Raw genomic sequence first — 21,284 nt, forward strand, 5'->3', positions numbered from 1 at the left:
GTCTTTTGATAATCCCTGAATAGTCAATGACCCTTTCCTACCAAGAAAACCTTCGGTTGTGTTAACTTACAGCCTGACATAAGACATGTGCCAACATGCTGCGCGGAATCAAACTGCCAGCTCTTGTGCCGTTTTCCAGCTCTGCTGAGGACTCTCGATACACCATGATTAACCCGACGCACTTTGACCTCCAGTCTCTCCGTATCTTTTTGCAGGTTGCTCAAACCGGCAGCCTGACCAAAGCCGCAGAAAAATTCCACACTACGCTTTCAGCCCTGAGCAAGCGTATCACCGAGCTGGAGCGCACCGTGGACTGTGCGCTGTTTATTCGAATGCCGCGCGGCCTGACGTTAACCCCAGCCGGTAAGGAGTTGGTAAATCACGCGCGCAATGTGTTGAGCAACGTCGAGCGTATGGCGAGTGAAATGAACGACTACGCCGTTGGCGTGCGCGGCCACATACACATGTGGGCGAATACCTCGGCGATTATTCAGTTTCTTCCTCAGGATCTGGCGTCGTTCCTTCTCGCTCGGCCGCTTATTCGTATTAACCTGGAGGAAAAGCTCAGTAAGACCGTGGTGACAGCACTCGTGATGGGAGAAGCCGATATCGGCATCTTCGCTGACAATGTCGGCTCACAGGGGGTCGAGAAGATTCCTTATCGTCAGGACAAGCTTGTCGTACTCGTTCCGCCCCAGCACCCGCTTTCCGCAAGGCCAGAAGTCAGCTTTAACGACACTCTGGGCTACGACTACGTCGGCCTCAATAACGGCAGCTCGTTGCTGAAACAGCTGAAAGATGCCTCGGATCAGCTGGGGAGAGTGCTGCGCCTGCGGGTGCAGGTCAGCAGCTTTGACGGCATTTGTCGCATGATCGAAGCAAGACTGGGGATCAGCGTCTTGCCGGAAGGAGCAATTCGCCCTGGAATGCTCGGCACCGGGTTACGCGCCATCAGTCTCACTGACGAGTGGGCTTCACGCCAGCTCTGGCTGGGCGTGAAATCCGGCGCGACATTACAACCCGAAGTCGCCAATCTGCTGACACACCTGCGACAATGCGGCGCGTAAAGGTGAAGCGCGAGCCTCAGCCCTCTTCGCTACCCGTTTTTTCATAGCCGAGGCGGCCAACAAAGGGTAAACGCAGCGCGGGCGGGTTCATATCCACGCCCATGCTCAGCCCCAGAATGTTGGCCTCAATTCCCTCTTCAATACCCATCGTGATACCCAGCACGCCCAGCAGCGAGATCTGCACGCCGCTTCCCGATGGCGACAGCCCCACTGGGCGCGTGATCGGACGGTAATCTTTACCAATGGCATTAGCTGGCATATCCAGCTTGAGCGCGGGCACTTCGCGGCCAATGTGTGCCAGAAACGTATTGCTGTTCGGCCCCGGCCAGGCGTGATAGGTATTCGGCCACGGATAGCTTTTTATCGCAGCTTCAATCTGTGGAATCATCGCTTCCGCGTTGTTGCCACGGTGCTCTACCAAGAGCTTCGGTTTCGCACCATACCAATACGCATCGGCCACCGAACGGTTAAGACGGACGACGTTATCGCTCCCCCAGCTCACGACTTCATAACGGCGATATTGGGTTTCCCCTGCGTTCTTGAAAATGATCCACGGGTGTACCGCCACCAGCCCACGCCAGCCGTAAGTCGGCGCAGCATAAACCTGCACGACGGCAGTCTGGCGAAATTGCACAGGGTTCGGCGCCAAGCCGGAAGAATCACGTTTGGCAGACCACCAGCTTTGCCCATTAAACGTTTCGCCGTTACGCGTTGACTGCGCCCAGCTTTGCCAAAAAGACAGCAACAGCACACAAATAAACCCAATCCCCAAGAATTTGAGGTACGTCATAGGCCAGATAGCTCACTGAAAAAAGATGGAACGGAATCGATACGCATGCAAGAGCGAGCGCCCACAGTAAAGATCGCTCAAAAAATCATTCCGTCAGTTTACCGCCAGTTGGCGGTTAGGTTAAGCACTGGGTGAAATATTGACCTATTTTTACGTTATGTGGGTGCGACGACAACCGTCTCAACGCGTTTTATGCAACGTTCGTTTTAATGCGAGGATCTATTGAAAATAAACCTAAAATAAACGAACTATACCCGTGATCATTGAAGATGCTTGATTTTATGTGGCGAGAAGATCAAGCTCATCCACTATGAAGATATTTATTACCGACGAACAGAAAGCCGAACTTGAGCACCTTCATGACACCACTCGTGATGGCCGTGTTCGTGACCGCATTAAAGCCGTCCTTCTTGCCTCAGAAGGCTGGACTTCTGCGATGATTGCGCAGGCTCTGCGTCTGCACGAAACGACGGTAAACCAGCATATCAACGATTACGTCAACACCCGCAAACTCAAGCCTGAAAACGGTGGCTCTAACAGCATGCTCAGCGCCACTCAAACAGCAAACCTCATCAGTCAGTTATCTCTGCATCTGTTCCATCATACTCGCGATATCGTGGCGTATGTTGAACAGCGCTGGGCTATCCGGTTCAGCATTCCCGGCATGAACAAGTGGCTGCACCGTCAGGGTTTCACTTACAAAAAACCAGTGGGTATACCCCATAAATTCAGTGAGCAAAAACAGAAGCAGTTCATTGAATATTATGAAAATTTAAAGAAAACGGCAGGTAATGAACCGATTCTGTTTATCGATGCAGTGCATCCGACACAGGCGACAAAGCTCAGTTATGGATGGATACGGAAAGGACATAAAAAGTCAGTGAAAACAACGGGAAGCCGAACCCGTCTGAGTATACTGGGTGCGCTGAATCTTAGCGATATTGGCAACACGGTTATTCACGATGACAAAACGATTAATGACTACAACATTGCTCTTTTTTTCATAGAGATACGTAAACGTTACCCCGATTATCGGCAGAAAATCCATGTGATACTGGACGGAGCGGGTTATCACCGGACCCAATTGATTAAAGACTGGGCTTTTGTCGTGAATATAGAGCTTCACTATTTACCGCCTTACAGTCCGAATCTGAATGCGATAGAGCGCTTATGGAAAGTGATGAATGAGCATGCACGGAATAATCGCTATACCCGTCATACTTCAAGCTGCTTGTGCGTTGGCTGCCCTTACTCACCCCAGTCACTTACTGCTGTAAGCTCCTGGGGATTCGCGCAGTTGCCGCCTTCACGCAACTCGAATTATTTAGGGCATATTTTGAAAACACGCGCGATTTTCGGAATGCGATATTCAGTTTTTTCTCAACCACGCTGCCAGAAATAGCGGACTCGCTGACATCCAGAATCCACGATCGCTTTCAGGTGCTCAAACCTGCATCTTGAGGTTTATTGGGTATAGACATTATCCATCCACGATGTGAATATAATATTGAATAGACAACAGAGATCGCAAAAAAATGGAAAAAGACAATAAAGAATTCATTATTCATCAGACGTTAACACAAAACGACTATGAAAAGGTTATTAAGTCGATATCCAGCTGGAATGAAAAAAGAAAGAGTTATAAGCACAGGATAATTAATTCTCTGTTAATGCTTTCATCTGTTTTGTTAATTTGTTCTCTCTTTATATTACTGGCGATCATTTTCTTATCCAACGAACGCGAAGCCCACCCGATCATAAAATTATTTTCTTACCTTACGGCTTCACTAGCCGTACTTTCCATTTTACTTTCATTACTCACTAGCAAAATAGAAAGCTATCCTTCAGGGGTATTTCCAGCAGAGTTAAAAATAACAATAAACGATGATGGCATCTACGGAGAAACGGAAAGCTCACACAGCTGCTATAAATGGCACGCGATTTCTCACATCAATAAAATCGACGATTATCTATTTTTAATCGTTGATAATATGATTGCTATCCCTATTTCTCTGCGTGGTTTTTCTGATAAAAAAGAAGCTGAGTCACTCATTCTTTTTATTGAGGAAAGAATGGGTAGCCCAAAATTAGCATCATAGCGGTGCTCTCAGCATGACGTTGTCATCTGGCTGAGCCATGTAAACAAAACGCCATCCATGAGTGGCGCTTTCTCGTTTATCTCCCCTACTCCCAACCCTCACTTCACGCCTGAATAACGCGATGGCCAAATCTCTTCCGGCTTTTTCTCCATCGCTTCGGCAATCAAGCGTTCTCCTTTCGGCCAATGTCTGGTGAGCGCATTCGCCAGCGTGGATGACGCCAGCCCCGCCGCTCTGGAAACCGCCGCCAGCGTCGTCCCTTTCTTCCGTAATCCCGCGATAATATCCGCCGGGTGCCAGTCAGTGTGATTCATTCCATTTCCCTCCACCTATCAAAAACCATTTTGATTTCCGTGTGGGTAGGATCGCGCTTTGTGATGAGTAAGACCACGGACGATGAGTCACATATTTAAGGTGTTAGCTTATGACTCGCTAAAGCGCTATTGCGTTTTAGGGGAAACGCGGGGGATTAGATTTCTACAGGCAGGCCTATATATCAGGAAGTAGCAGTATGAGTCACTTCACATTCCGTGGGGATAATTGCACTCACCTAGCCGTTCGATATTGGTAGATACAATGTCAACGCTTCGCTAGCTGTTTTTCGGAAACCGTACTCCTCATAAAAAGCAGCAGCCCGTGCATCTTTCGCATCAACAATCAGCACTCGCACACCCATCGTATTACGCACAGATAACGCCATATTCACAGCATGTCCAAGCAAAAGTTGTCCGTAACCTTTCTTCTGTTCAGCAGTCGATACCGCCAAACGCCCCATACGCATAGCAGGCACTGGATATCCAGGCAGTCGCTTACGGTCATTTTCACTGAGCTCGTGCAAATATAAGTGTGCTGCGGACAATGAGCAGTAGCCCAGAATACAGGTAGGCTGAGACTCATCGAGCAGGATATGAGTCGTAGCGATTCCATCACGCTGATGTTGCGAGGCTCGCTTTTGTAGATAATCATCAAGAGCCAAAACACCACAAGAAAAACTTGAACGGTCATGGCGGCGGCCGTCCAACAATGAAAATATCAGAGCCATAGGTTAGCGTTTCATCAAATTGGCAGCCCCTTCCATCGCTTTATGCAAACGATCATTAGGCAAAAATGGCTGATTCAACGTAGCCAAGAAACGGCGAGATTCTTGCTCAGAAAGCGTAACAGCGGTATCTGCGGCAATGGCGGTATCCGCTTCACGCAACACCGCATCACGCACAAATGCAGAAACAGCGATACCACGTAATGCGGCAGCCTTAGTGATGCGTTCTTTATCGTGAGCATTCAACCGAAGATCTAAACGAGCAGTAGTAGTCATAGTGGCCTCCTTTTGTACGTAATTTTACCGTACAGAAAAAGATTGCGCCACCGTTTGTGGTTGGATGATTTGTCACCACTTAAATCTGTCTAATCCCGAAACATCCATCTCATGAAGACTACTTTGCAGCCGTGTCGTTGAAGCGCGTGATGGGGTGGGTAAATAGCCAAAAAATAGGGACTGTCTCGCCAACAGCTATACAGAACATTGTCTGCAAATGGCAACCCAACGCTGACGACACTCACCGAAATCACCAGAGCCGCGGGCGTTCGGCTTATTCCCCATACTCATCATAATTAAAAATATCAGTAGCTCGATCACGTAGAAATACGTAGTCAGACGTAAAAAAACCCGCAGTTACGCGGGTTTAGATGTATTTTTTACTGTTTAGCACAACGCTATTTCAGACGCAGGCTTATTCCCACTCGATCGTCGCAGGTGGCTTACCCGATACGTCATAAACAACGCGGGAGATACCGTCGACTTCGTTGATGATGCGGTTGGAGACGCGGCCAAGGAAGTCGTATGGCAGATGTGCCCAGTGCGCGGTCATAAAGTCGATGGTTTCTACCGCACGCAGCGCAACAACCCAATCGTATTTACGGCCATCGCCCATCACGCCCACGGAACGAACTGGCAGGAAGACGGTGAATGCCTGACTGACTTTGTTGTACAGGTCGGCTTTGTGCAGCTCTTCGATAAAGATCGCATCCGCACGACGCAGCAGGTCGCAGTATTCTTTCTTCACTTCACCCAGCACGCGCACGCCCAGACCTGGGCCCGGGAACGGGTGACGATACAGCATGTTGTATGGCAGCCCCAGTTCCAAACCGATCTTGCGTACTTCGTCTTTGAACAGCTCTTTCAGCGGCTCAACCAGACCCAGTTTCATCTCTTTCGGCAGGCCACCCACGTTGTGGTGTGACTTGATCACGTGCGCTTTGCCAGTGGCAGAAGCCGCGGATTCGATTACGTCTGGGTAGATGGTGCCTTGCGCCAGCCATTTCACTTGTTCTTGCTTGCTGGCTTCTTCATCGAATACTTCAACGAACACGCGACCGATAATTTTACGCTTGGCTTCCGGCTCATCTTCACCCGCCAGTTCGCTCAGGAAGCGATCTTCCGCCGCCACGTGAACAATGTTCAGACCGAACTGATCGCCGAACATTTCCAGAACTTGATCGGCTTCGTTCAGACGCAGCAGGCCGTTATCAACAAACACGCAGGTCAGACGATCGCCAATCGCACGGTGCAGCAGCATTGCAGTAACAGAAGAATCCACGCCGCCAGACAGGCCCAAAATCACGTGATCGTTGCCTACCTGCTCTCGAATACGGTTCACCGCATCGTCGATAATCTTGGCTGGCGTCCACAACGCTTCACACTGGCAGATATCAAGAACAAAACGCTCCAGCATACGCTGGCCCTGACGGGTGTGCGTCACTTCTGGGTGGAACTGCACGCCGTAAAAACGCTTCTCTTCGTTAGCCATGATGGCAAACGGGCAGGTATCGGTGCTGGCAACGGTCTCAAACCCTTCTGGGATCGCCGTTACTTTGTCGCCGTGGCTCATCCAGACATCCAGCAGCGGTGCGCCTGCGGCGCTCAACGCATCCTGAATATCACGCACCAGCGCGCTATCCGTTTTCACTTCTACCTGCGCATAACCAAACTCACGCTCGTTGGAACCTTCAACGTGGCCACCCAACTGCATCGCCATCGTCTGCATGCCATAGCACACGCCTAATACTGGTACGCCAGCATTAAAAACGTATTCTGGCGCACGCGGGCTGCCAAACTCGGTGGTGCTTTCTGGGCCGCCGGACAGGATGATCCCGTTCGGATTAAACCCACGAATCTGTGCTTCCGTGACATCCCATGCCCACAGTTCACAGTAAACGCCCAGTTCACGCACGCGACGTGCAACCAGTTGCGTGTACTGTGAGCCGAAATCCAGAATAAGAATGCGGTGTTGATGAATGTTTTGAGTCATGAGGAGCATGTTCCAAAAAGCAAAAGACAAAAGCGAAAAGTAAACCCAGCTAACCGCTCCGCCTCATTCAAAGGCAGAGCGGCGCAAAATAGTACAGGGTTTATGGCATTAAATCACCTTATGAACCCATACGGTAGTTCGGTGACTCTTTAGTAATGGTAACGTCGTGAACGTGGCTTTCCTGAATGCCCGCACCGCTGATGCGTACAAACTCAGCCTGCGTGCGCAGTGCGTCGATAGTGGCGCAACCGGTCAGGCCCATGCAAGAGCGCAAGCCGCCCATCTGCTGGTGAACGATCTCTTTCAGGCGGCCTTTATAGGCTACGCGGCCTTCGATACCTTCCGGCACCAGTTTGTCGGCGGCGTTATCGGTCTGGAAGTAACGGTCTGATGAGCCTTTGGACATTGCGCCCAGTGAACCCATGCCGCGATAAGATTTGAATGAACGGCCTTGATACAGTTCGATTTCACCCGGGGATTCTTCCGTACCCGCCAGCATAGAACCGACCATGACACAGGCTGCGCCTGCCGCGATGGCTTTAGCGATGTCGCCGGAGAAGCGGATACCGCCGTCGGCGATAACCGGAATGCCCGTGCCTTCCAGCGCTTCAACCGCATCAGAGATAGCCGTAATCTGCGGTACGCCCACGCCAGTCACGATACGCGTCGTACAGATAGAGCCTGGGCCGATACCGACTTTCACTGCGCTCACGCCCGCTTCGACCAGCGCTTTCGCACCAGAGCCTGTCGCCACGTTACCGCCGATGATTTCAAGGTTCGGGTATTTAGCGCGCGTTTCACGAATACGCTGCAATACGCCTTCGGAATGGCCGTGTGAGGAGTCGATCAGCAGGACGTCAACGCCTGCGGCAACCAGCGCATCAACACGCTCTTCGTTACCTGCACCCGCGCCAACCGCTGCGCCTACGCGCAGACGACCGTGTTCGTCTTTACATGCGTTCGGTTTACGTTCTGCTTTCTGGAAATCTTTTACCGTGATCATGCCGATCAGGTGGAATTGGTCGTCAATCACCAGCGCTTTTTCAACACGTTTTTCGTGCATTTTTTGCAGCACAACGTCACGCGCTTCGCCTTCTTTGACGGTGACCAGACGCGCTTTCGGCGTCATGAACGCGCTAACCGGTTTTTCCAAATCGGTAACAAAGCGCACGTCACGACCGGTGATGATACCGACCAGTTCGTTGTCTTTTGCCACAACAGGATAGCCAGCGAAGCCGTTGCGCTCGGTCAGCTCTTTCATTTCACGCAGTGTGGTTTCTGGCGTCACGGTTTGTGGATCAACCACTACGCCGCTTTCGTGTTTTTTCACGCGGCTAACTTCTTCAGCCTGACGCTCAATGGACATATTTTTGTGAATAAAGCCCAGACCGCCTTCCTGCGCCAGCGCAATGGCCAGGCCGGATTCGGTAACGGTATCCATCGCTGCGGACAGCATAGGAATATTCAGGCGGATGTTTTTCGTCAACTGCGTGGACAGATCGGCAGTGTTAGGCAGAACAGTAGAATGAGCGGGAACCAGGAGGACGTCATCAAACGTCAGTGCTTCTTTAGCGATACGTAGCATGGGCAATATCTCACCAAGGTGGATGTAAGAATAGATAAAATATTGCCGTGGCATTATACAGAGCGTAATCGGTTGCCTCCAGCATTATTTTACTAAAATGCTTGATTACCTGTTTCAGGTAGGTAGTATCGATCAATTAAGTGACTGTTTTAAAATTTGATCTGGCTCACAATGTCTCAATTTCCCTCCTCTGCAATTTTTACCGTTAGCCGCCTGAATCAGACGGTTAGACAACTGTTGGAAATGGAAATGGGCCAGATTTGGCTCTCCGGCGAAATCTCCAACCTTTCTCAGCCCTCATCCGGCCATTGGTATTTCACGCTGAAAGACGAACGTGCACAGGTGCGCTGCGCGATGTTTCGTACCAGCAACCGTAAAGTAACGTTCCGCCCGCAAAACGGTCAGCAAGTGCTGATTCGGGCGAGCATTACGCTCTACGAACCCCGTGGTGACTATCAGTTGCTGGCGGAAAGCATGCAGCCCGCTGGCGATGGCCTGCTACAGCAGCAGTTTGAGCAGCTCAAGCAGCGTCTCGCCGCCGAAGGGCTGTTCGACCAACAGTTTAAGCAAGTGCTTCCCTCTCCCGCCAAACAGGTCGGCGTGATTACGTCAGCCAGCGGTGCCGCCCTGCACGATATCTTGCAGGTGTTACAGCGCCGCGATCCGTCGCTGCCGGTGATCGTGTATCCCACGTCGGTGCAAGGCACGGAAGCGCCGCTACAGATTGTTCGCGCTATTGAGCTGGCTAACCAGCGGGATGAATGTGACGTGTTAATCGTCGGGCGCGGTGGCGGTTCACTGGAAGATCTGTGGAGTTTTAATGACGAACGGGTAGCCCGCGCGATTTTCGCCAGCCGTATTCCTATCGTCAGCGCCGTCGGCCACGAAACCGATGTCACCATCGCCGATTTCGTCGGCGACCTGCGCGCGCCCACGCCGTCCGCTGCTGCCGAGTTAGTGAGTCGTAACCAACTTGAGCTATTGCGTCAGATACAGTCCCAGCGTCAGCGGCTGGAAATGGCGATGGATTATTACCTTGCCCAGCGCAATCGGGACTTTACCCGTCTGCACCACCGCTTACAGCAGCAGCATCCGCAACTGCGGCTGGCACGCCAGCAGGCACAGTTAGTTAAACTGCGTCAGCGGCTGGATGACGCCATGCAGCAGCAGCTTCGGCAGACCTCGCGCCGAAGTGAACGCTTACAACAGCGCCTGATGCAACAGCAGCCGCAGACCCGGATTCATCGTGCGCAGCAGCGTTTGCAGCAGCTTAGCTATCAGATGCAAAGCGCAGTAGAACGTCAGTTGAATCAGAACAAGCAGAAGCTGGGCATCGCCTGTTCACGACTGGAAGGCGTTAGCCCGCTGGCGACGCTGGCACGCGGCTATAACGTCACCACAGATCCGGACGGTAAAGTGTTGAAAAACCTCGCACAAATTTCCCCCGGCGAAACACTGAAAACTCGCTTACAGGACGGCTGGGTAGAAAGTCAGGTCACGACGCTGGTTCCGAATCCAAATTCCGCGAAAAAGCGGCGAAAATCCTCATCCCAGACGCAAAAATAACGTGAACAGCATAAAATGCATGAATGGGGATTTGTCCTAAAACAACGGCGATCCCCCATTCTTACCCCCTGGCATCTGAACTATACTCATTTCCAGTTCACTAATTCATATTCACCGTTTTCACTGCATGGGTTACTAGCCTCCGCGTGGCGAAAGAAGTGGATAAAGATAGTGAGCTTTGTTGATCGTCTGTGTTACCCCTGATGAGCGTTTTCAAGGAGATGAGGTATGAAGTCCAGACCGATTTGTAGCGTGATCCCCCCTTACATTTTGCATCGTATTATCGCAAACGGCACAGACGAGCAGCGCCACTGTGCGCAACAAACGCTGATGCACGTTCAGTCATTAATGGTCAGCCACAATCCGCGCCCGGAACCCCATGAGAAATTACCCGCCGGACAGGCAAATCGCAGCATTCACGATGCCGAACAGCAACAACAACTGCCCGGCAAGCTGGTGCGCGCAGAAGGTCAACCCAGCAAAGGCGATATCGCCGTAGATGAGGCCTACAGCTATCTGGGCGTCACTTACGACTTCTTCTGGAAGATTTTTCAACGCAACTCGCTGGACGCCGAGGGGCTGTCGCTAACCGGCACGGTGCATTACGGTCAGGATTATCAGAATGCCTTCTGGAACGGGCAGCAGATGGTGTTTGGCGATGGCGACGGCAAAATCTTTAATCGCTTCACGATTGCGCTTGATGTGGTCGCACATGAACTCACTCACGGCATAACCGAAAACGAAGCGGGTCTGATCTATTTCCGCCAGTCCGGTGCGCTAAATGAATCGCTGTCCGATGTCTTTGGCTCCATGGTCAAACAGTATCATTTGGGGCAAACCGCTGAGCAGGCCGATTGGCTTATCGGTGCCGAGCTTCTGGCTGATGGCATTCACGGCATGGGGCTGCGGTCGATGTCTCATCCGGGCACAGCGTATGATGATGAGCTTCTTGGTATTGACCCTCAGCCCTCTCACATGAACGAGTATGTGAATACCCGTGAAGACAACGGCGGCGTACACTTGAATTCAGGCATCCCCAACCGGGCATTCTATCTGGCGGCCATCGCGCTAGGCGGCCATTCATGGGAAAAAGCGGGTCGCATCTGGTACGACACGCTGTGTGATAAAACGCTGCCGCAAAATGCGGATTTCGAAATTTTCGCGCGCCATACCATTCAACATGCCGCTAAGCGTTTTAACCACACTGTTGCTGACATCGTCCAGCAGTCGTGGGAAACCGTGGGCGTGGAGGTTCGGCAGGAGTTCCTATGAAGACGCTGCCGGCGCTCAACGACGATGCAATCATCGAGCTAGCGCGTGAAGGGGGATTTGCCTTTATCCCTAAGCTGGCGGGGCCGCGACGCTTCGCGCTCGCCAGCGTACCGCCATCCGAACGGGAGCGTATTTGTAACGCGATCCGTCATGCCTTTCCTCAGGCTCGCGAACCCGGCGAACCCGACGGCCCTGGGCGTGGCGACCAGTTCTATTACCGTATCCACATCAGCTACAGCCAACCGCAACAGAATCAATATACCAATGTCATCCTGCTGATCCCCGAAGAGCGTGCGCCACCGGAGCTGACTGAACTGTGGCGCAACGGCGTACAGGAGTCACCATTGATTAAGTAATGATTCAATCGGCAAGCGCGTAGCTGAACACGACTCGCCGTTTGGAAACCATCCCGTGCTGCTGGCAAAAATAATCCACCGCACCACAGGCTTTCAGTTCCTGAAGCGAGTGCTTACACTCAGGGCACGCGGCCTCACGCAGATAACGCTGTTGGCACTCTTCACATCGGAACGAACCATCAGGTTGCCACAGCATCACGTGGTGACAATCAGGACAAAGCACATCCATCTTTTCTCCTCCATTTTGCTATCAATAACAAGCGGTGTCAGACATTAAATAACACCGAGTGAACGCAGCACGTACAACCCAATAGCAATCATGAAAAACGCGCCAACCGTCGTCAATCCGATAATATTCGCTGCCAGCGTGGCGTTTCCGCCCATCGCACGAGTCATTGCATAGCTACCTGCTGCGGTTGGCGTTGAGGAAAACAGAAAGATAATCCCCAGCTCAACACCGCGAAATCCAACCAGCCATCCACCCAACGTGAGCAACCCCGGCACAACCAATATCTTCGCCACCGAAGCCAGCACAGCCACATTGGACGAACGGAACATACTGCGCCACTCCAGACTGGCTCCGGCACACAATAGCGCCAGCGGTAACGCCATTGAGGAAATAAAGCCACCGGTCTGCTTAATGACGCCAGGCATCGGCAGTTGGCTTTGCCCATAGGCCGCGCCAAGAAGCAGACCGATAATCAGCGGATTTGTCACAATACCCCGCAGCAGTTGGCTTACCGGAATCTTCTGTTCAGGCGATTGCCGCTGCAAGCTGCGTGTTAACGTAATAACAGACAGCGCGTTGAACATAATCACCGTCACCATCAGATACAGAGAACCGATAGCGACACCTTCATCGCCATAAGCACTCATCGCAAAAGCCAACCCCATCACACCCGTATTAGAACGGAACCCGCCTTGTACAAAAATGCCACGTTCCTTTGGGTCTTTAACTAAGCGCACCGCCGCGATTTCCAGTAACAGAAATGTCGCTAATGTTCCTATCGTTCCATAAACCACCAACGGCCACTGACTTGCGAAAGATTGGTGGTTGCCTGCAACGCTAAAAAACAGCAGACAGGGAAGAGAAAGATTGAATACAAGCCGCATAGCGGTATCACAAAACGCATCATTAAGCAGATTGAGTTTGCGTAACGCGATACCAAGCAACAACATCAGTACATTAGGCATCGTAACGTTAAACGCAAAACTCCAAGTTTCCCAGGACATGACATTCCTTGATGATTATTTGTTTTGTTAACTACGGTTCGCTTTGTCAGAGACAAAACGGGGCGAATATCGCTATTCGCCCCGTTAATACATCACTTACTTTTTTTAAGATGCGACATCAGCCGCTTACGCTTGCGTAGCTGGTTTGGCGTCAGCGTGTTGCGCTTGTCCGCAAAGGGGTTTTCCCCTTCTTTAAACTGAATACGAATTGGCGTGCCCATCACTTCCAGCGAACGACGATAGTAGTTCATCAGGTAGCGCTTGTAAGAATCCGGCAGGTCTTTCACCTGATTCCCGTGGATCACCACAATCGGCGGGTTATAACCACCGGCGTGCGCATATTTCAGCTTCACGCGGCGACCACGCACCAGCGGCGGCTGGTGATCGTCTGATGCCATTTGCATGATGCGGGTCAACATCGCCGTACTAACGCGACGAGTCGCGCACGAATAGGCTTCGGTTACCGACTCAAATAGGTTACCCACGCCGCTACCGTGTAGCGCAGAAATAAAGTGAATGCGGGCAAAATCGATAAAGCCGAGGCGCATATCCAGCGTCTCTTTCACCTGCTCACGCGCTTCCTGCGACATGCCATCCCACTTGTTCACCACAATTACCAGTGAGCGCCCACTATTGAGGATAAAGCCCAACAGAGAGAGATCTTGATCGGAAATGCCTTCGCGCGCATCAATAACCAGCAGCACTACGTTGGCATCTTCTATCGCCTGCAATGTCTTGATGACAGAGAATTTTTCTACCGTTTCCGTCACTTTGCCGCGTTTACGTACCCCAGCGGTATCAATCAGAACGTATTCACGTTCGTCACGCACCATCGGGATGTAGATACTGTCACGCGTCGTACCGGGCATGTCGAACACCACCACGCGCTCTTCACCCAGAATACGGTTAGTCAGCGTAGATTTACCCACATTCGGACGCCCAACAATCGCCAGTTTAATCGGCAAATCTTCAGGATTGAAATCGTCTTCAGCCTCTTCTTCGCTAGCCTGCTCTTTCGCTTCTAACGCTGCCCAATAAGCCGCGTTCTCTTCTTCTTCTGTTAGCTCGACCGGTTCTTCTATTTCATCCTGCACAAACGGCAGCAGAACCGTTTCCAGCAGCGACGTTACACCACGGCCATGAGACGCTGCGATCGCGTACACTTCGCCCATTCCGAGCGAGTAAAAATCCGCCGTGACCATATCCGGGTCAAGGCCATCGGTTTTGTTAGCGACCAGCACTGTCGTCTTTTCGCGGCTACGCAAATGCTTGGCAATGCCTTCATCCGCAGGCATCAGCCCCGCACGTGCATCCACCATGAACAGCACGATATCCGCTTCTTCAATCGCTACCAGCGATTGGCCCGCCATGCGCGTTTCCACACCGTCTTCTGTGCCGTCGATCCCACCGGTATCGACGATAATAAATTCATGCCCTTCCACTTCTGCACGACCATACTTGCGGTCACGAGTCAGCCCAGGGAAATCCGCCACTAATGCATCACGAGTGCGCGTTAAGCGGTTAAATAGCGTGGATTTCCCCACATTCGGGCGCCCGACCAGCGCGACGACAGGTATCATTGTTACAACCTCATTACTTATATTTCAATACGTTACAGCGAAATACTCGCTGACAATAAAAAGACGAAACGGCCCCTGATAGTGTCAGGAGCCGTTATACGAGCACACCCCAAAATGCTGTGCTCCAAATCAATACGGTTACTTAACGAGTGAACGCGTAGACATCACCGTTTTTCGCCTGAATCAGCAGTTTGTCGCTGGCAACCACAGGCTTGCTCAGGAAACCTGAGCTATCCACTTTTTGCTGCGCCACGAAACGACCATCCGCCGTATTCAGCCAGTGCAGATATCCTTCGGTATCGCCGACAACCAAATACCCATTATACAGTGCCGGAGCCGTTAAGTTGCGGTGCAACAGATCGCTTTGACGCCACAGGCTCACGCCGCCGTTGGTATTCAACGCAATAACGCGATCGTCTTGATCGACCAGATAGATGCGGTCGCCGTCAATGATGAAATCATGCACTGAACCCAATTCACGCTTCCACAGAACCTGACCAGAACGCAGATCCAGCGCGGTCATGTTACCATTGTAACCCAACGCGTAAACCACTTCGCCCGAGACAACCGGTGTTGTGTCGACATCGTTCAGACGATCGATTTCGGTGGCACCACTCGGCTGTGAAATACGCTGTTGCCAGATAAGCTGACCCTGATTGATAATCACGGCGTTCACACGACCGTTATCACCACCCACAATCGCCGCACCAAATGCGGTTGTCGGGGCAGATTCGCCGCGCAGAGACAGCGTCGGCATATCCAGATTGACGCTCCACTTGATTGCGCCATCTGCTTCATTCAATGCCTGCAACATGCCGTTGCTGGTGTGAATCAGCACCACACCGTCGCTGACGACAGGGCGAGACAATGCTTCACCAGCCACTTTAGTCTGCCATACCGGCGTACCATCTTCCGCATTCAGCGCATAGACCTGCGCCCTTTCGCTGCCGACGTAGACATGGTTACCAGAAACCGTTACACCGCCGGACAGCAGCGCTGGATTATTACGGGAGAAGAAATTGGTCTTCTCTGACAGATCCGCGCGCCAAATCTCTTTGCCGTCACTCAGATCCATCGCTTTTACGGTACCGCGACGATCGGCAGCAAAAACGCGGTTATCCTGCCATGCGGGGTGAAGATTAGAATAAAACTCGCCAATACCACTCCCAACCGAGCTGTTCCACACCTTGGTTGGCGTGAACTGGTTTTCCACCTGCGGCAGTGGAGACATAGTGACAACATCTTCTTCGCTGTTAAACAGCGAGCATCCGCTCAGCAGGGCAACAGAAACCAGTCCTACCAAAAGTGTTTTACGCAATTGCATGGAATTCCTCTTAGCTGGACAGGTTATTCAGTTTCATACGCAGTAACGCTTGCTGTGCCTGCGATGGATTGGAAGACAACCCTTTGTTGTAGGCATCGCGCGCAGCCTGATTATCCCCTTTGCTTACCAGGATATCACCACGCACTTCCGCAGCCTGTGACGCCCAACCTTCCAGTTTGATGGCATCCAATGTTTTTAGCGCGTCATCCGCTTTGTTTTCCTGTAGCTGAACCCGTGCCAGACGCAGATTCACTACCGCCAGCAGGTCAGCATCTTTAGTCTGCGACTGCGCCTGCACCAGTTGCTGTGCTGCTTTAGCAAAATCTTTCTGATCAACGTAATGACGAGCCAGTTCCAGAGAAGCCAGCGCACCATAGGTATTCTTATTCTCAGCCGTAAATTTCTCGGTTGCCGTAATCGCGTCGGCTTTGCCTTCGGCCAATTGCTCCGTCACCTGCTGATAAGATGAAGATGCCGCCATCACGCTGTCATTTTGGTGGCTTTGCCAGAAACGCCAGCCAACCAGCGCACCAACGCCCAGCACAACACCGACAACTAACGCCTTTCCGTTCTCCGCGAGGAAACGACGTAGTGCATCAACCTGTTCATTCTCTGTGGTATAGACTTCCACGGTGTCTCTCTCCTCAATCCAGTAACGTTGCCAGCCGCGATGCGACGTCGGCCTGTGCCAATGTATCCTGCTCGCCATTGCTCAGGTTTTTAACCACAACCTGACCGGCCGCCACTTCATTTTCGCCTAATACCAATGCGACGCGTGCGCCCCATTTATCAGCACGGGCGAATTGCTTCTTAAAGTTGCCACCACCGTAGTTGGTCATCAGTTTCAACTGTGGCAGCGCGTCACGTAATTTCTCCGCCAGCTGCATCGCGGCAACCTGCGTTCCTGTACCGGAAGAAATCAGATAAACATCCACATTCGGCTGTGCTTTGAAATCTGGATTGACAGACTGCACCAGCAGCACCAGACGCTCCAGACCCATTGCAAAACCCACCGCTGGCGTCGCGTGCCCGCCAAGCTGTTCCACCATACCATCATAACGCCCACCGGCACAGACCGTGCCCTGCGCGCCCAGACTGGTCGTCACCCACTCAAATACGGTGCGGTTATAGTAATCCAAACCGCGAACCAGACGTGGATTAACGGTATATGGGATGCCGGACTGCGTTAAAAGTTCACCCAGCGCTTCAAAGTGTGCACGCGATTCGTCATCCAGATAGTCCGTCAGCACTGGCGCGTCGTTCAACAACACCTGAATCTGCGGATTTTTCGTATCCAGAACGCGCAGCGGGTTGGTATACATCCGGCGCAGACAGTCTTCATCCAGTTGATCTTTATGCTGTTCGAGAAATGCAACCAGTGCTTCGCGATAGCGCGCACGCGCGTCTAATGAACCAATCGAGTTCAGTTCCAGCTTCACATGCTCAGCGATGCCCAGCACACGCCACCAGCGGGCCGTCATCAGGATCAGTTCGGCATCAATATCCGGCCCTTGCAGACCAAACACTTCACAGCCCAACTGATGGAACTGACGATAGCGCCCTTTCTGCGGACGCTCGTAGCGGAACATTGGGCCGACATACCACAGCCGCTGTTCCTGATTATAGAGAATACCGTGCTCAATACCGGCGCGGACGCAGCCTGCCGTCCCTTCCGGGCGCAGAGTCAGGCTATCGCCATTGCGATCGTCAAAGGTATACATCTCTTTTTCTACGACATCGGTCACTTCACCGATAGCACGCTTAAACAGCGGCGTTTGCTCGACAATCGGCAAACGAATTTCATTATAGCCGTAGCCGCTGAGCACCTGTTTCAGGCTGTTTTCAATACGCTGCCACAATGCCGTTTCGGCTGGCAGGTAATCGTTCATGCCACGGATGGCTTGAATATTTTTTGCCACGTCAGTTCTCTATGCGTTTTTCAAAAAATAAACCCGATTATAGAGGGATTGTCGTCGCATCTTCAATGCGGAGCATCCCCATCGGGTTCAGGAATCGTGAATTATGCGGGTGGAGGCATACCGCCACGCCGTCAAGGTTACTTATCCACCAGATTGACGGTAATACGCTGATTTTCGTCCATCATGGAGGCTTTCGCGCGGATCTTGGCTTCTAACTGATCGATCATCTGTTCGTTATCGAAGCGCTCTCTCTGCCGCACACCGTCTTCGTAGAAGCCGCTCTTATTATGTCCACCCGTGACACCAATGGTCGACACCAGCGCTTCACCGGGGCCATTCACCACGCAGCCGATAATCGAGACATCCATCGGCGTGATAAGATCTTCTAGTCGTTGTTCCAGTGCGTTCACCGTACCGATCACGTCAAATTCCTGGCGAGAGCAGGTCGGGCAAGCAATGAAGTTGATTCCGCGCGCACGAATGCGCAGTGACTTCAGGATATCGAAGCCAACTTTCACTTCTTCAACCGGATCGGCCGCCAGTGAGATGCGCAGCGTGTCGCCAATACCTTCAGACAGCAGCAGACCGAGACCGATAGCCGATTTCACCGCACCGCTACGTGCACCACCCGCTTCGGTGATACCGAGGTGCAACGGCTGATCGATACGCGCAGCCAGCAGACGATAGGATTGCACGGCAAGGAATACGTCCGAGGCTTTGACGCTGACTTTAAACTGATCGAAGTTTAGGCGGTCGAGAATATCGACATGGCGCATTGCTGATTCCAGCAGCGCTTCCGGCGTTGGCTCACCGTATTTTTCCTGCAAATCTTTTTCCAACGAACCACCGTTAACACCAATGCGGATCGGGATATTATTGTAACGCGCACAGTCGACAACCGAGCGAATGCGCTCTTCGTTACCAATATTGCCGGGGTTGATGCGTAGACAGTCGACACCGTATTCTGCGACTTTCAGCGCAATGCGGTAGTCAAAATGAATGTCGGCGACGAGCGGGACATTCACCTGCTGTTTGATAAGCTTAAAGGCTTCGGCCGCGTCCATTGTTGGCACGGAGACGCGGACGATATCGACGCCAACGCGTTCCAGTGCTCTGATTTGGTTGACGGTAGCTTCAACGTCGGTGGTTCGGGTGTTGGTCATAGATTGCACTGCAATCGGTGCGCCATCACCAACAGGCACCTTGCCGACGTAAATCCGTGTTGATTTTCGACGGGTTATGGGTGCAGCGTTATGCATTACTTCATCTCCAACATTGCAGTCTTACTTGAACAACATGTCATTCTGCGGTCAGCGTCAGGCGTGCAACCTGACTGCTGCGCACGAATCGGCTTAAATCGACTGGCTTACCTTGAAATTGAATCTGTACCGCAGCAGGCGCACCAATTTTAAGTTTATAGGGTGACTGACCATCAAGGTTCAGTGTGCCACCATTGCGCTGCATGCCGCTGAACAATTTCTTACCGCTGGCATCCGTAACTTCTAACCAGCAATCAGCCGTGAAAGTCATTACCACTGCATGAGCCGCAGAGACGGGATTAGCTTCCGCTACCGTACCCGCAGCAGGTGCGACAGCCCCAGCCCCCAACAGAATATTGCCCGCAGTTTGTGGCTGTGCGGCGTTCGCGTGTGAAGGTGATTGGCTGGACGGTGCAGCAGACGGTGTAGAAGCAGAAGAAGGCGTTGACGGTGTCTCCGACCCAGTGGCAGAAAGCTCGACTGGTGTAGAAGCCGGTGCTGTAGCAGAACTCGGTGTCGCCGTTTCCTGCGCGGTGCTGTTGTCCATTAGCGGAACAGACTGCCCTTCCGTTTGTGCCTGTATCGAGCTGGCGTGATCGACCATGCTGTTGATTTCCGCCTGCTGAGCCTGATGGTTTTGCCACCACCATGCTCCTGTTAGCCCCAGAACAACCAACACGACCAGCCAGGTGATTGTCATCAACCAGCCATCACGCTTTTTGCGGCTTTTTTTCAGCGAAAAACTCTGCATCGGCGAGACGGAGATCGTTTTAGGTATGGACTGTTTATCCACGGTAGGAAGCAGTTCATCTTCGGGTAAATGAACCAGTTTGGCATAAGAACGGATATAGCCGCGCAGAAAAGTCGGCGCTAAATCGGCTGGAGTCGTACCGTCTTCAATATCGCGAACGGTGGTGATTTTAAGGCACAAACGCTCAGCAATAGTTTGCTGAGTCAGCCCAAGGCGTTCACGCGCCTCACGCAGACGTTCGCCGGGTAGTTTTGCTTCTGTTGTATCTTGGGTGGCTTCAGTATTCATTAGCTAAGAAATGCTGGTACTGTTTAGATTGTGGAAAACTTCGCGCCAGCACGTTGCCATAACGTTCTTTATCGCCATCATGGCCCGCTAACGCGGCGAAACGAATCTGTAACCATAAGCTTTCGGCACTGGCCGGAAGAATATGCTGATAAACATCAATCAGCAGCCGCGCTTGCTCATTTTTCCCGGCAGCAAACTGTTTATTTGCTTCCGCCAGCAAGCCACTGCCTTTCGTCGGGTCATACTTCAGCGCCCGACTCAATAAATTGCGCGCGTCTTCAGTCTGTCCGGCATTGAAAAAGCAGTATCCCGCATTTTCCAACGCATCAGCAACCTGACTGTAATCAGGAAGTTGTGCAGCCGCACTAAACTGTCGCTGAGCCGCTACATACTGCCCTAAACTACACAGAAACGCACCGTAATTATTCATGACGCTGCCATTTTCCGGCGCCATCTTCAACACATGCTGATAACGCTGTTCGGCCAGACGATTTTCACCTATCCGCTGCTCGTAAAGCGCCATCCCCAATTGTGTTCGATAATCCTGCGGAGCAATCGCTACCGCCTTCTCAAGATTCTGCCGAGCCGAATCCAGATTATTGTGCGCCAGATAGGTCAACCCTAACTGCAAGCGGGTTTGGGCGACCGCGGGATTTGTCGTCTCCTGAGGCGATTTCACACACCCCACTAGCAACAGCAGCACAAACAAGCCACTCAGCCAATACGTTCCCTGCAATAAAGACATTCCTTGTAATAAAGAAAGTCCCTGTGATAGTGGCTTTGCCATCCCTGTTCCCTCGCTTTGTCGTCCTTGCCAAAGAGGTTACCTGAATATGAACAGGGTGGCAGTCAGACCTGACAACAACGCGGCGCGCCTCGCAATTTGC

Annotated in this window: 20 protein-coding genes and 2 pseudogenes; 7 read left to right on the plus strand and 15 right to left on the minus strand. The window is 52.0% G+C overall.

What is annotated here, in order from left to right; all coding sequences use genetic code 11:
• Nucleotides 1-164: 164 nt before the first annotated feature.
• Nucleotides 165-1,067 (plus strand): LysR family transcriptional regulator, encoded by a 903-nt coding sequence (locus EO763_RS15740; RefSeq protein WP_039492394.1) that lies wholly within the window; start codon nt 165-167, stop codon nt 1,065-1,067.
• 16 nt (nt 1,068-1,083) lie between these two features.
• Here the strand turns inward: EO763_RS15740 and EO763_RS15745 are convergent, their stop codons facing one another.
• Nucleotides 1,084-1,857, minus strand: a complete 774-nt coding sequence (locus tag EO763_RS15745; RefSeq protein WP_161529529.1) for a DUF3750 domain-containing protein — start codon at nt 1,855-1,857, stop codon at nt 1,084-1,086.
• 310 nt (nt 1,858-2,167) lie between these two features.
• Between EO763_RS15745 and EO763_RS15750 the strand changes: the two are divergent.
• Nucleotides 2,168-3,318, plus strand: a pseudogene (locus EO763_RS15750) (IS630 family transposase).
• A gap of 74 nt (nt 3,319-3,392) precedes the next feature.
• Nucleotides 3,393-3,956: a YcxB family protein gene (locus EO763_RS15760; protein WP_161529530.1), complete on the plus strand. Its 564-nt coding sequence runs from the start codon at nt 3,393-3,395 to the stop codon at nt 3,954-3,956.
• A 98-nt stretch (nt 3,957-4,054) separates the two neighbouring features.
• Here the strand turns inward: EO763_RS15760 and EO763_RS15765 are convergent, their stop codons facing one another.
• The 3 genes from EO763_RS15765 to EO763_RS15775 form a co-directional block, all read right to left on the minus strand.
• Complete coding sequence (locus EO763_RS15765) at nt 4,055-4,270, minus strand: helix-turn-helix domain-containing protein (protein WP_161529531.1); 216 nt, start codon at nt 4,268-4,270, stop codon at nt 4,055-4,057.
• Between the two features lie 236 nt (nt 4,271-4,506).
• Entirely contained in the window at nt 4,507-4,998 is a 492-nt protein-coding gene (locus EO763_RS15770) for a GNAT family N-acetyltransferase (protein WP_161529532.1), read from the minus strand.
• Between the two features lie 3 nt (nt 4,999-5,001).
• Nucleotides 5,002-5,271, minus strand: a complete 270-nt coding sequence (locus tag EO763_RS15775) for a type II toxin-antitoxin system TacA family antitoxin (protein ID WP_161529533.1) — start codon at nt 5,269-5,271, stop codon at nt 5,002-5,004.
• A 130-nt stretch (nt 5,272-5,401) separates the two neighbouring features.
• Between EO763_RS15775 and EO763_RS23660 the strand changes: the two are divergent.
• A pseudogene (locus EO763_RS23660) lies at nt 5,402-5,571 on the plus strand (helix-turn-helix domain-containing transcriptional regulator); the annotation flags it as partial.
• Nucleotides 5,572-5,686: 115 nt separating this feature from the next.
• On the opposite strand, the gene guaA reads toward EO763_RS23660, so the two are convergent.
• Nucleotides 5,687-7,264: a glutamine-hydrolyzing GMP synthase gene (guaA, locus tag EO763_RS15785; protein WP_039545443.1), complete on the minus strand. Its 1,578-nt coding sequence runs from the start codon at nt 7,262-7,264 to the stop codon at nt 5,687-5,689.
• Nucleotides 7,265-7,382: 118 nt separating this feature from the next.
• Complete coding sequence (guaB, locus tag EO763_RS15790) at nt 7,383-8,849, minus strand: IMP dehydrogenase (protein WP_146043546.1); 1,467 nt, start codon at nt 8,847-8,849, stop codon at nt 7,383-7,385.
• Nucleotides 8,850-9,020: 171 nt separating this feature from the next.
• On the opposite strand from guaB, the gene xseA reads away from it, so the two are divergent.
• From xseA to EO763_RS15805, 3 genes are all read left to right on the plus strand, one after another.
• Nucleotides 9,021-10,415 carry an exodeoxyribonuclease VII large subunit gene (gene xseA, locus EO763_RS15795; protein ID WP_161529534.1) on the plus strand — a complete coding sequence of 465 codons (1,395 nt, stop codon included), beginning with the start codon at nt 9,021-9,023 and terminating at the stop codon, nt 10,413-10,415.
• 228 nt (nt 10,416-10,643) lie between these two features.
• On the plus strand, nt 10,644-11,687 hold the full coding sequence (locus EO763_RS15800; RefSeq protein WP_161529535.1) for a M4 family metallopeptidase: 1,044 nt from the start codon (nt 10,644-10,646) through the stop codon (nt 11,685-11,687).
• Nucleotides 11,684-12,043 carry a protealysin inhibitor emfourin gene (locus EO763_RS15805; protein ID WP_161529536.1) on the plus strand — a complete coding sequence of 120 codons (360 nt, stop codon included), beginning with the start codon at nt 11,684-11,686 and terminating at the stop codon, nt 12,041-12,043. Before EO763_RS15800 ends, EO763_RS15805 begins: the two co-directional genes overlap by 4 nt.
• A 4-nt stretch (nt 12,044-12,047) precedes the next feature.
• Here the strand turns inward: EO763_RS15805 and EO763_RS15810 are convergent, their stop codons facing one another.
• The 9 genes from EO763_RS15810 to pilW form a co-directional block, all read right to left on the minus strand.
• Nucleotides 12,048-12,272 (minus strand): zinc ribbon domain-containing protein, encoded by a 225-nt coding sequence (locus EO763_RS15810; protein WP_161529537.1) that lies wholly within the window; start codon nt 12,270-12,272, stop codon nt 12,048-12,050.
• 44 nt (nt 12,273-12,316) lie between these two features.
• A complete protein-coding gene (locus EO763_RS15815) occupies nt 12,317-13,276 on the minus strand; it encodes an AEC family transporter (protein ID WP_161529538.1) in 960 nt (319 codons plus the stop codon).
• A 92-nt stretch (nt 13,277-13,368) separates the two neighbouring features.
• Entirely contained in the window at nt 13,369-14,856 is a 1,488-nt protein-coding gene (gene der, locus EO763_RS15820) for a ribosome biogenesis GTPase Der (protein ID WP_161529539.1), read from the minus strand.
• A 142-nt stretch (nt 14,857-14,998) separates the two neighbouring features.
• A complete protein-coding gene (gene bamB, locus EO763_RS15825) occupies nt 14,999-16,180 on the minus strand; it encodes an outer membrane protein assembly factor BamB (RefSeq protein WP_161529540.1) in 1,182 nt (393 codons plus the stop codon).
• Nucleotides 16,181-16,190: 10 nt separating this feature from the next.
• Nucleotides 16,191-16,811 (minus strand): YfgM family protein, encoded by a 621-nt coding sequence (locus EO763_RS15830; RefSeq protein ID WP_010280046.1) that lies wholly within the window; start codon nt 16,809-16,811, stop codon nt 16,191-16,193.
• A 13-nt stretch (nt 16,812-16,824) separates the two neighbouring features.
• The gene (hisS, locus tag EO763_RS15835) at nt 16,825-18,099 is read right to left on the minus strand and encodes a histidine--tRNA ligase (RefSeq protein ID WP_044206620.1); all 1,275 of its coding nucleotides are present in this window, start codon (nt 18,097-18,099) and stop codon (nt 16,825-16,827) included.
• A gap of 137 nt (nt 18,100-18,236) precedes the next feature.
• The gene (ispG, locus tag EO763_RS15840) at nt 18,237-19,358 is read right to left on the minus strand and encodes a flavodoxin-dependent (E)-4-hydroxy-3-methylbut-2-enyl-diphosphate synthase (RefSeq protein WP_039274788.1); all 1,122 of its coding nucleotides are present in this window, start codon (nt 19,356-19,358) and stop codon (nt 18,237-18,239) included.
• A 40-nt stretch (nt 19,359-19,398) separates the two neighbouring features.
• Nucleotides 19,399-20,397 (minus strand): cytoskeleton protein RodZ, encoded by a 999-nt coding sequence (gene rodZ / locus EO763_RS15845; protein WP_161529541.1) that lies wholly within the window; start codon nt 20,395-20,397, stop codon nt 19,399-19,401.
• Entirely contained in the window at nt 20,387-21,142 is a 756-nt protein-coding gene (gene pilW / locus EO763_RS15850; protein ID WP_161530420.1) for a type IV pilus biogenesis/stability protein PilW, read from the minus strand. The genes rodZ and pilW overlap by 11 nt, the downstream gene beginning before the upstream one ends.
• Nucleotides 21,143-21,284 lie beyond the last annotated feature (142 nt).

Source organism: Pectobacterium odoriferum (assembly GCF_009931295.1).
Classification (GTDB): Bacteria; Pseudomonadota; Gammaproteobacteria; order Enterobacterales; family Enterobacteriaceae; genus Pectobacterium; species Pectobacterium odoriferum.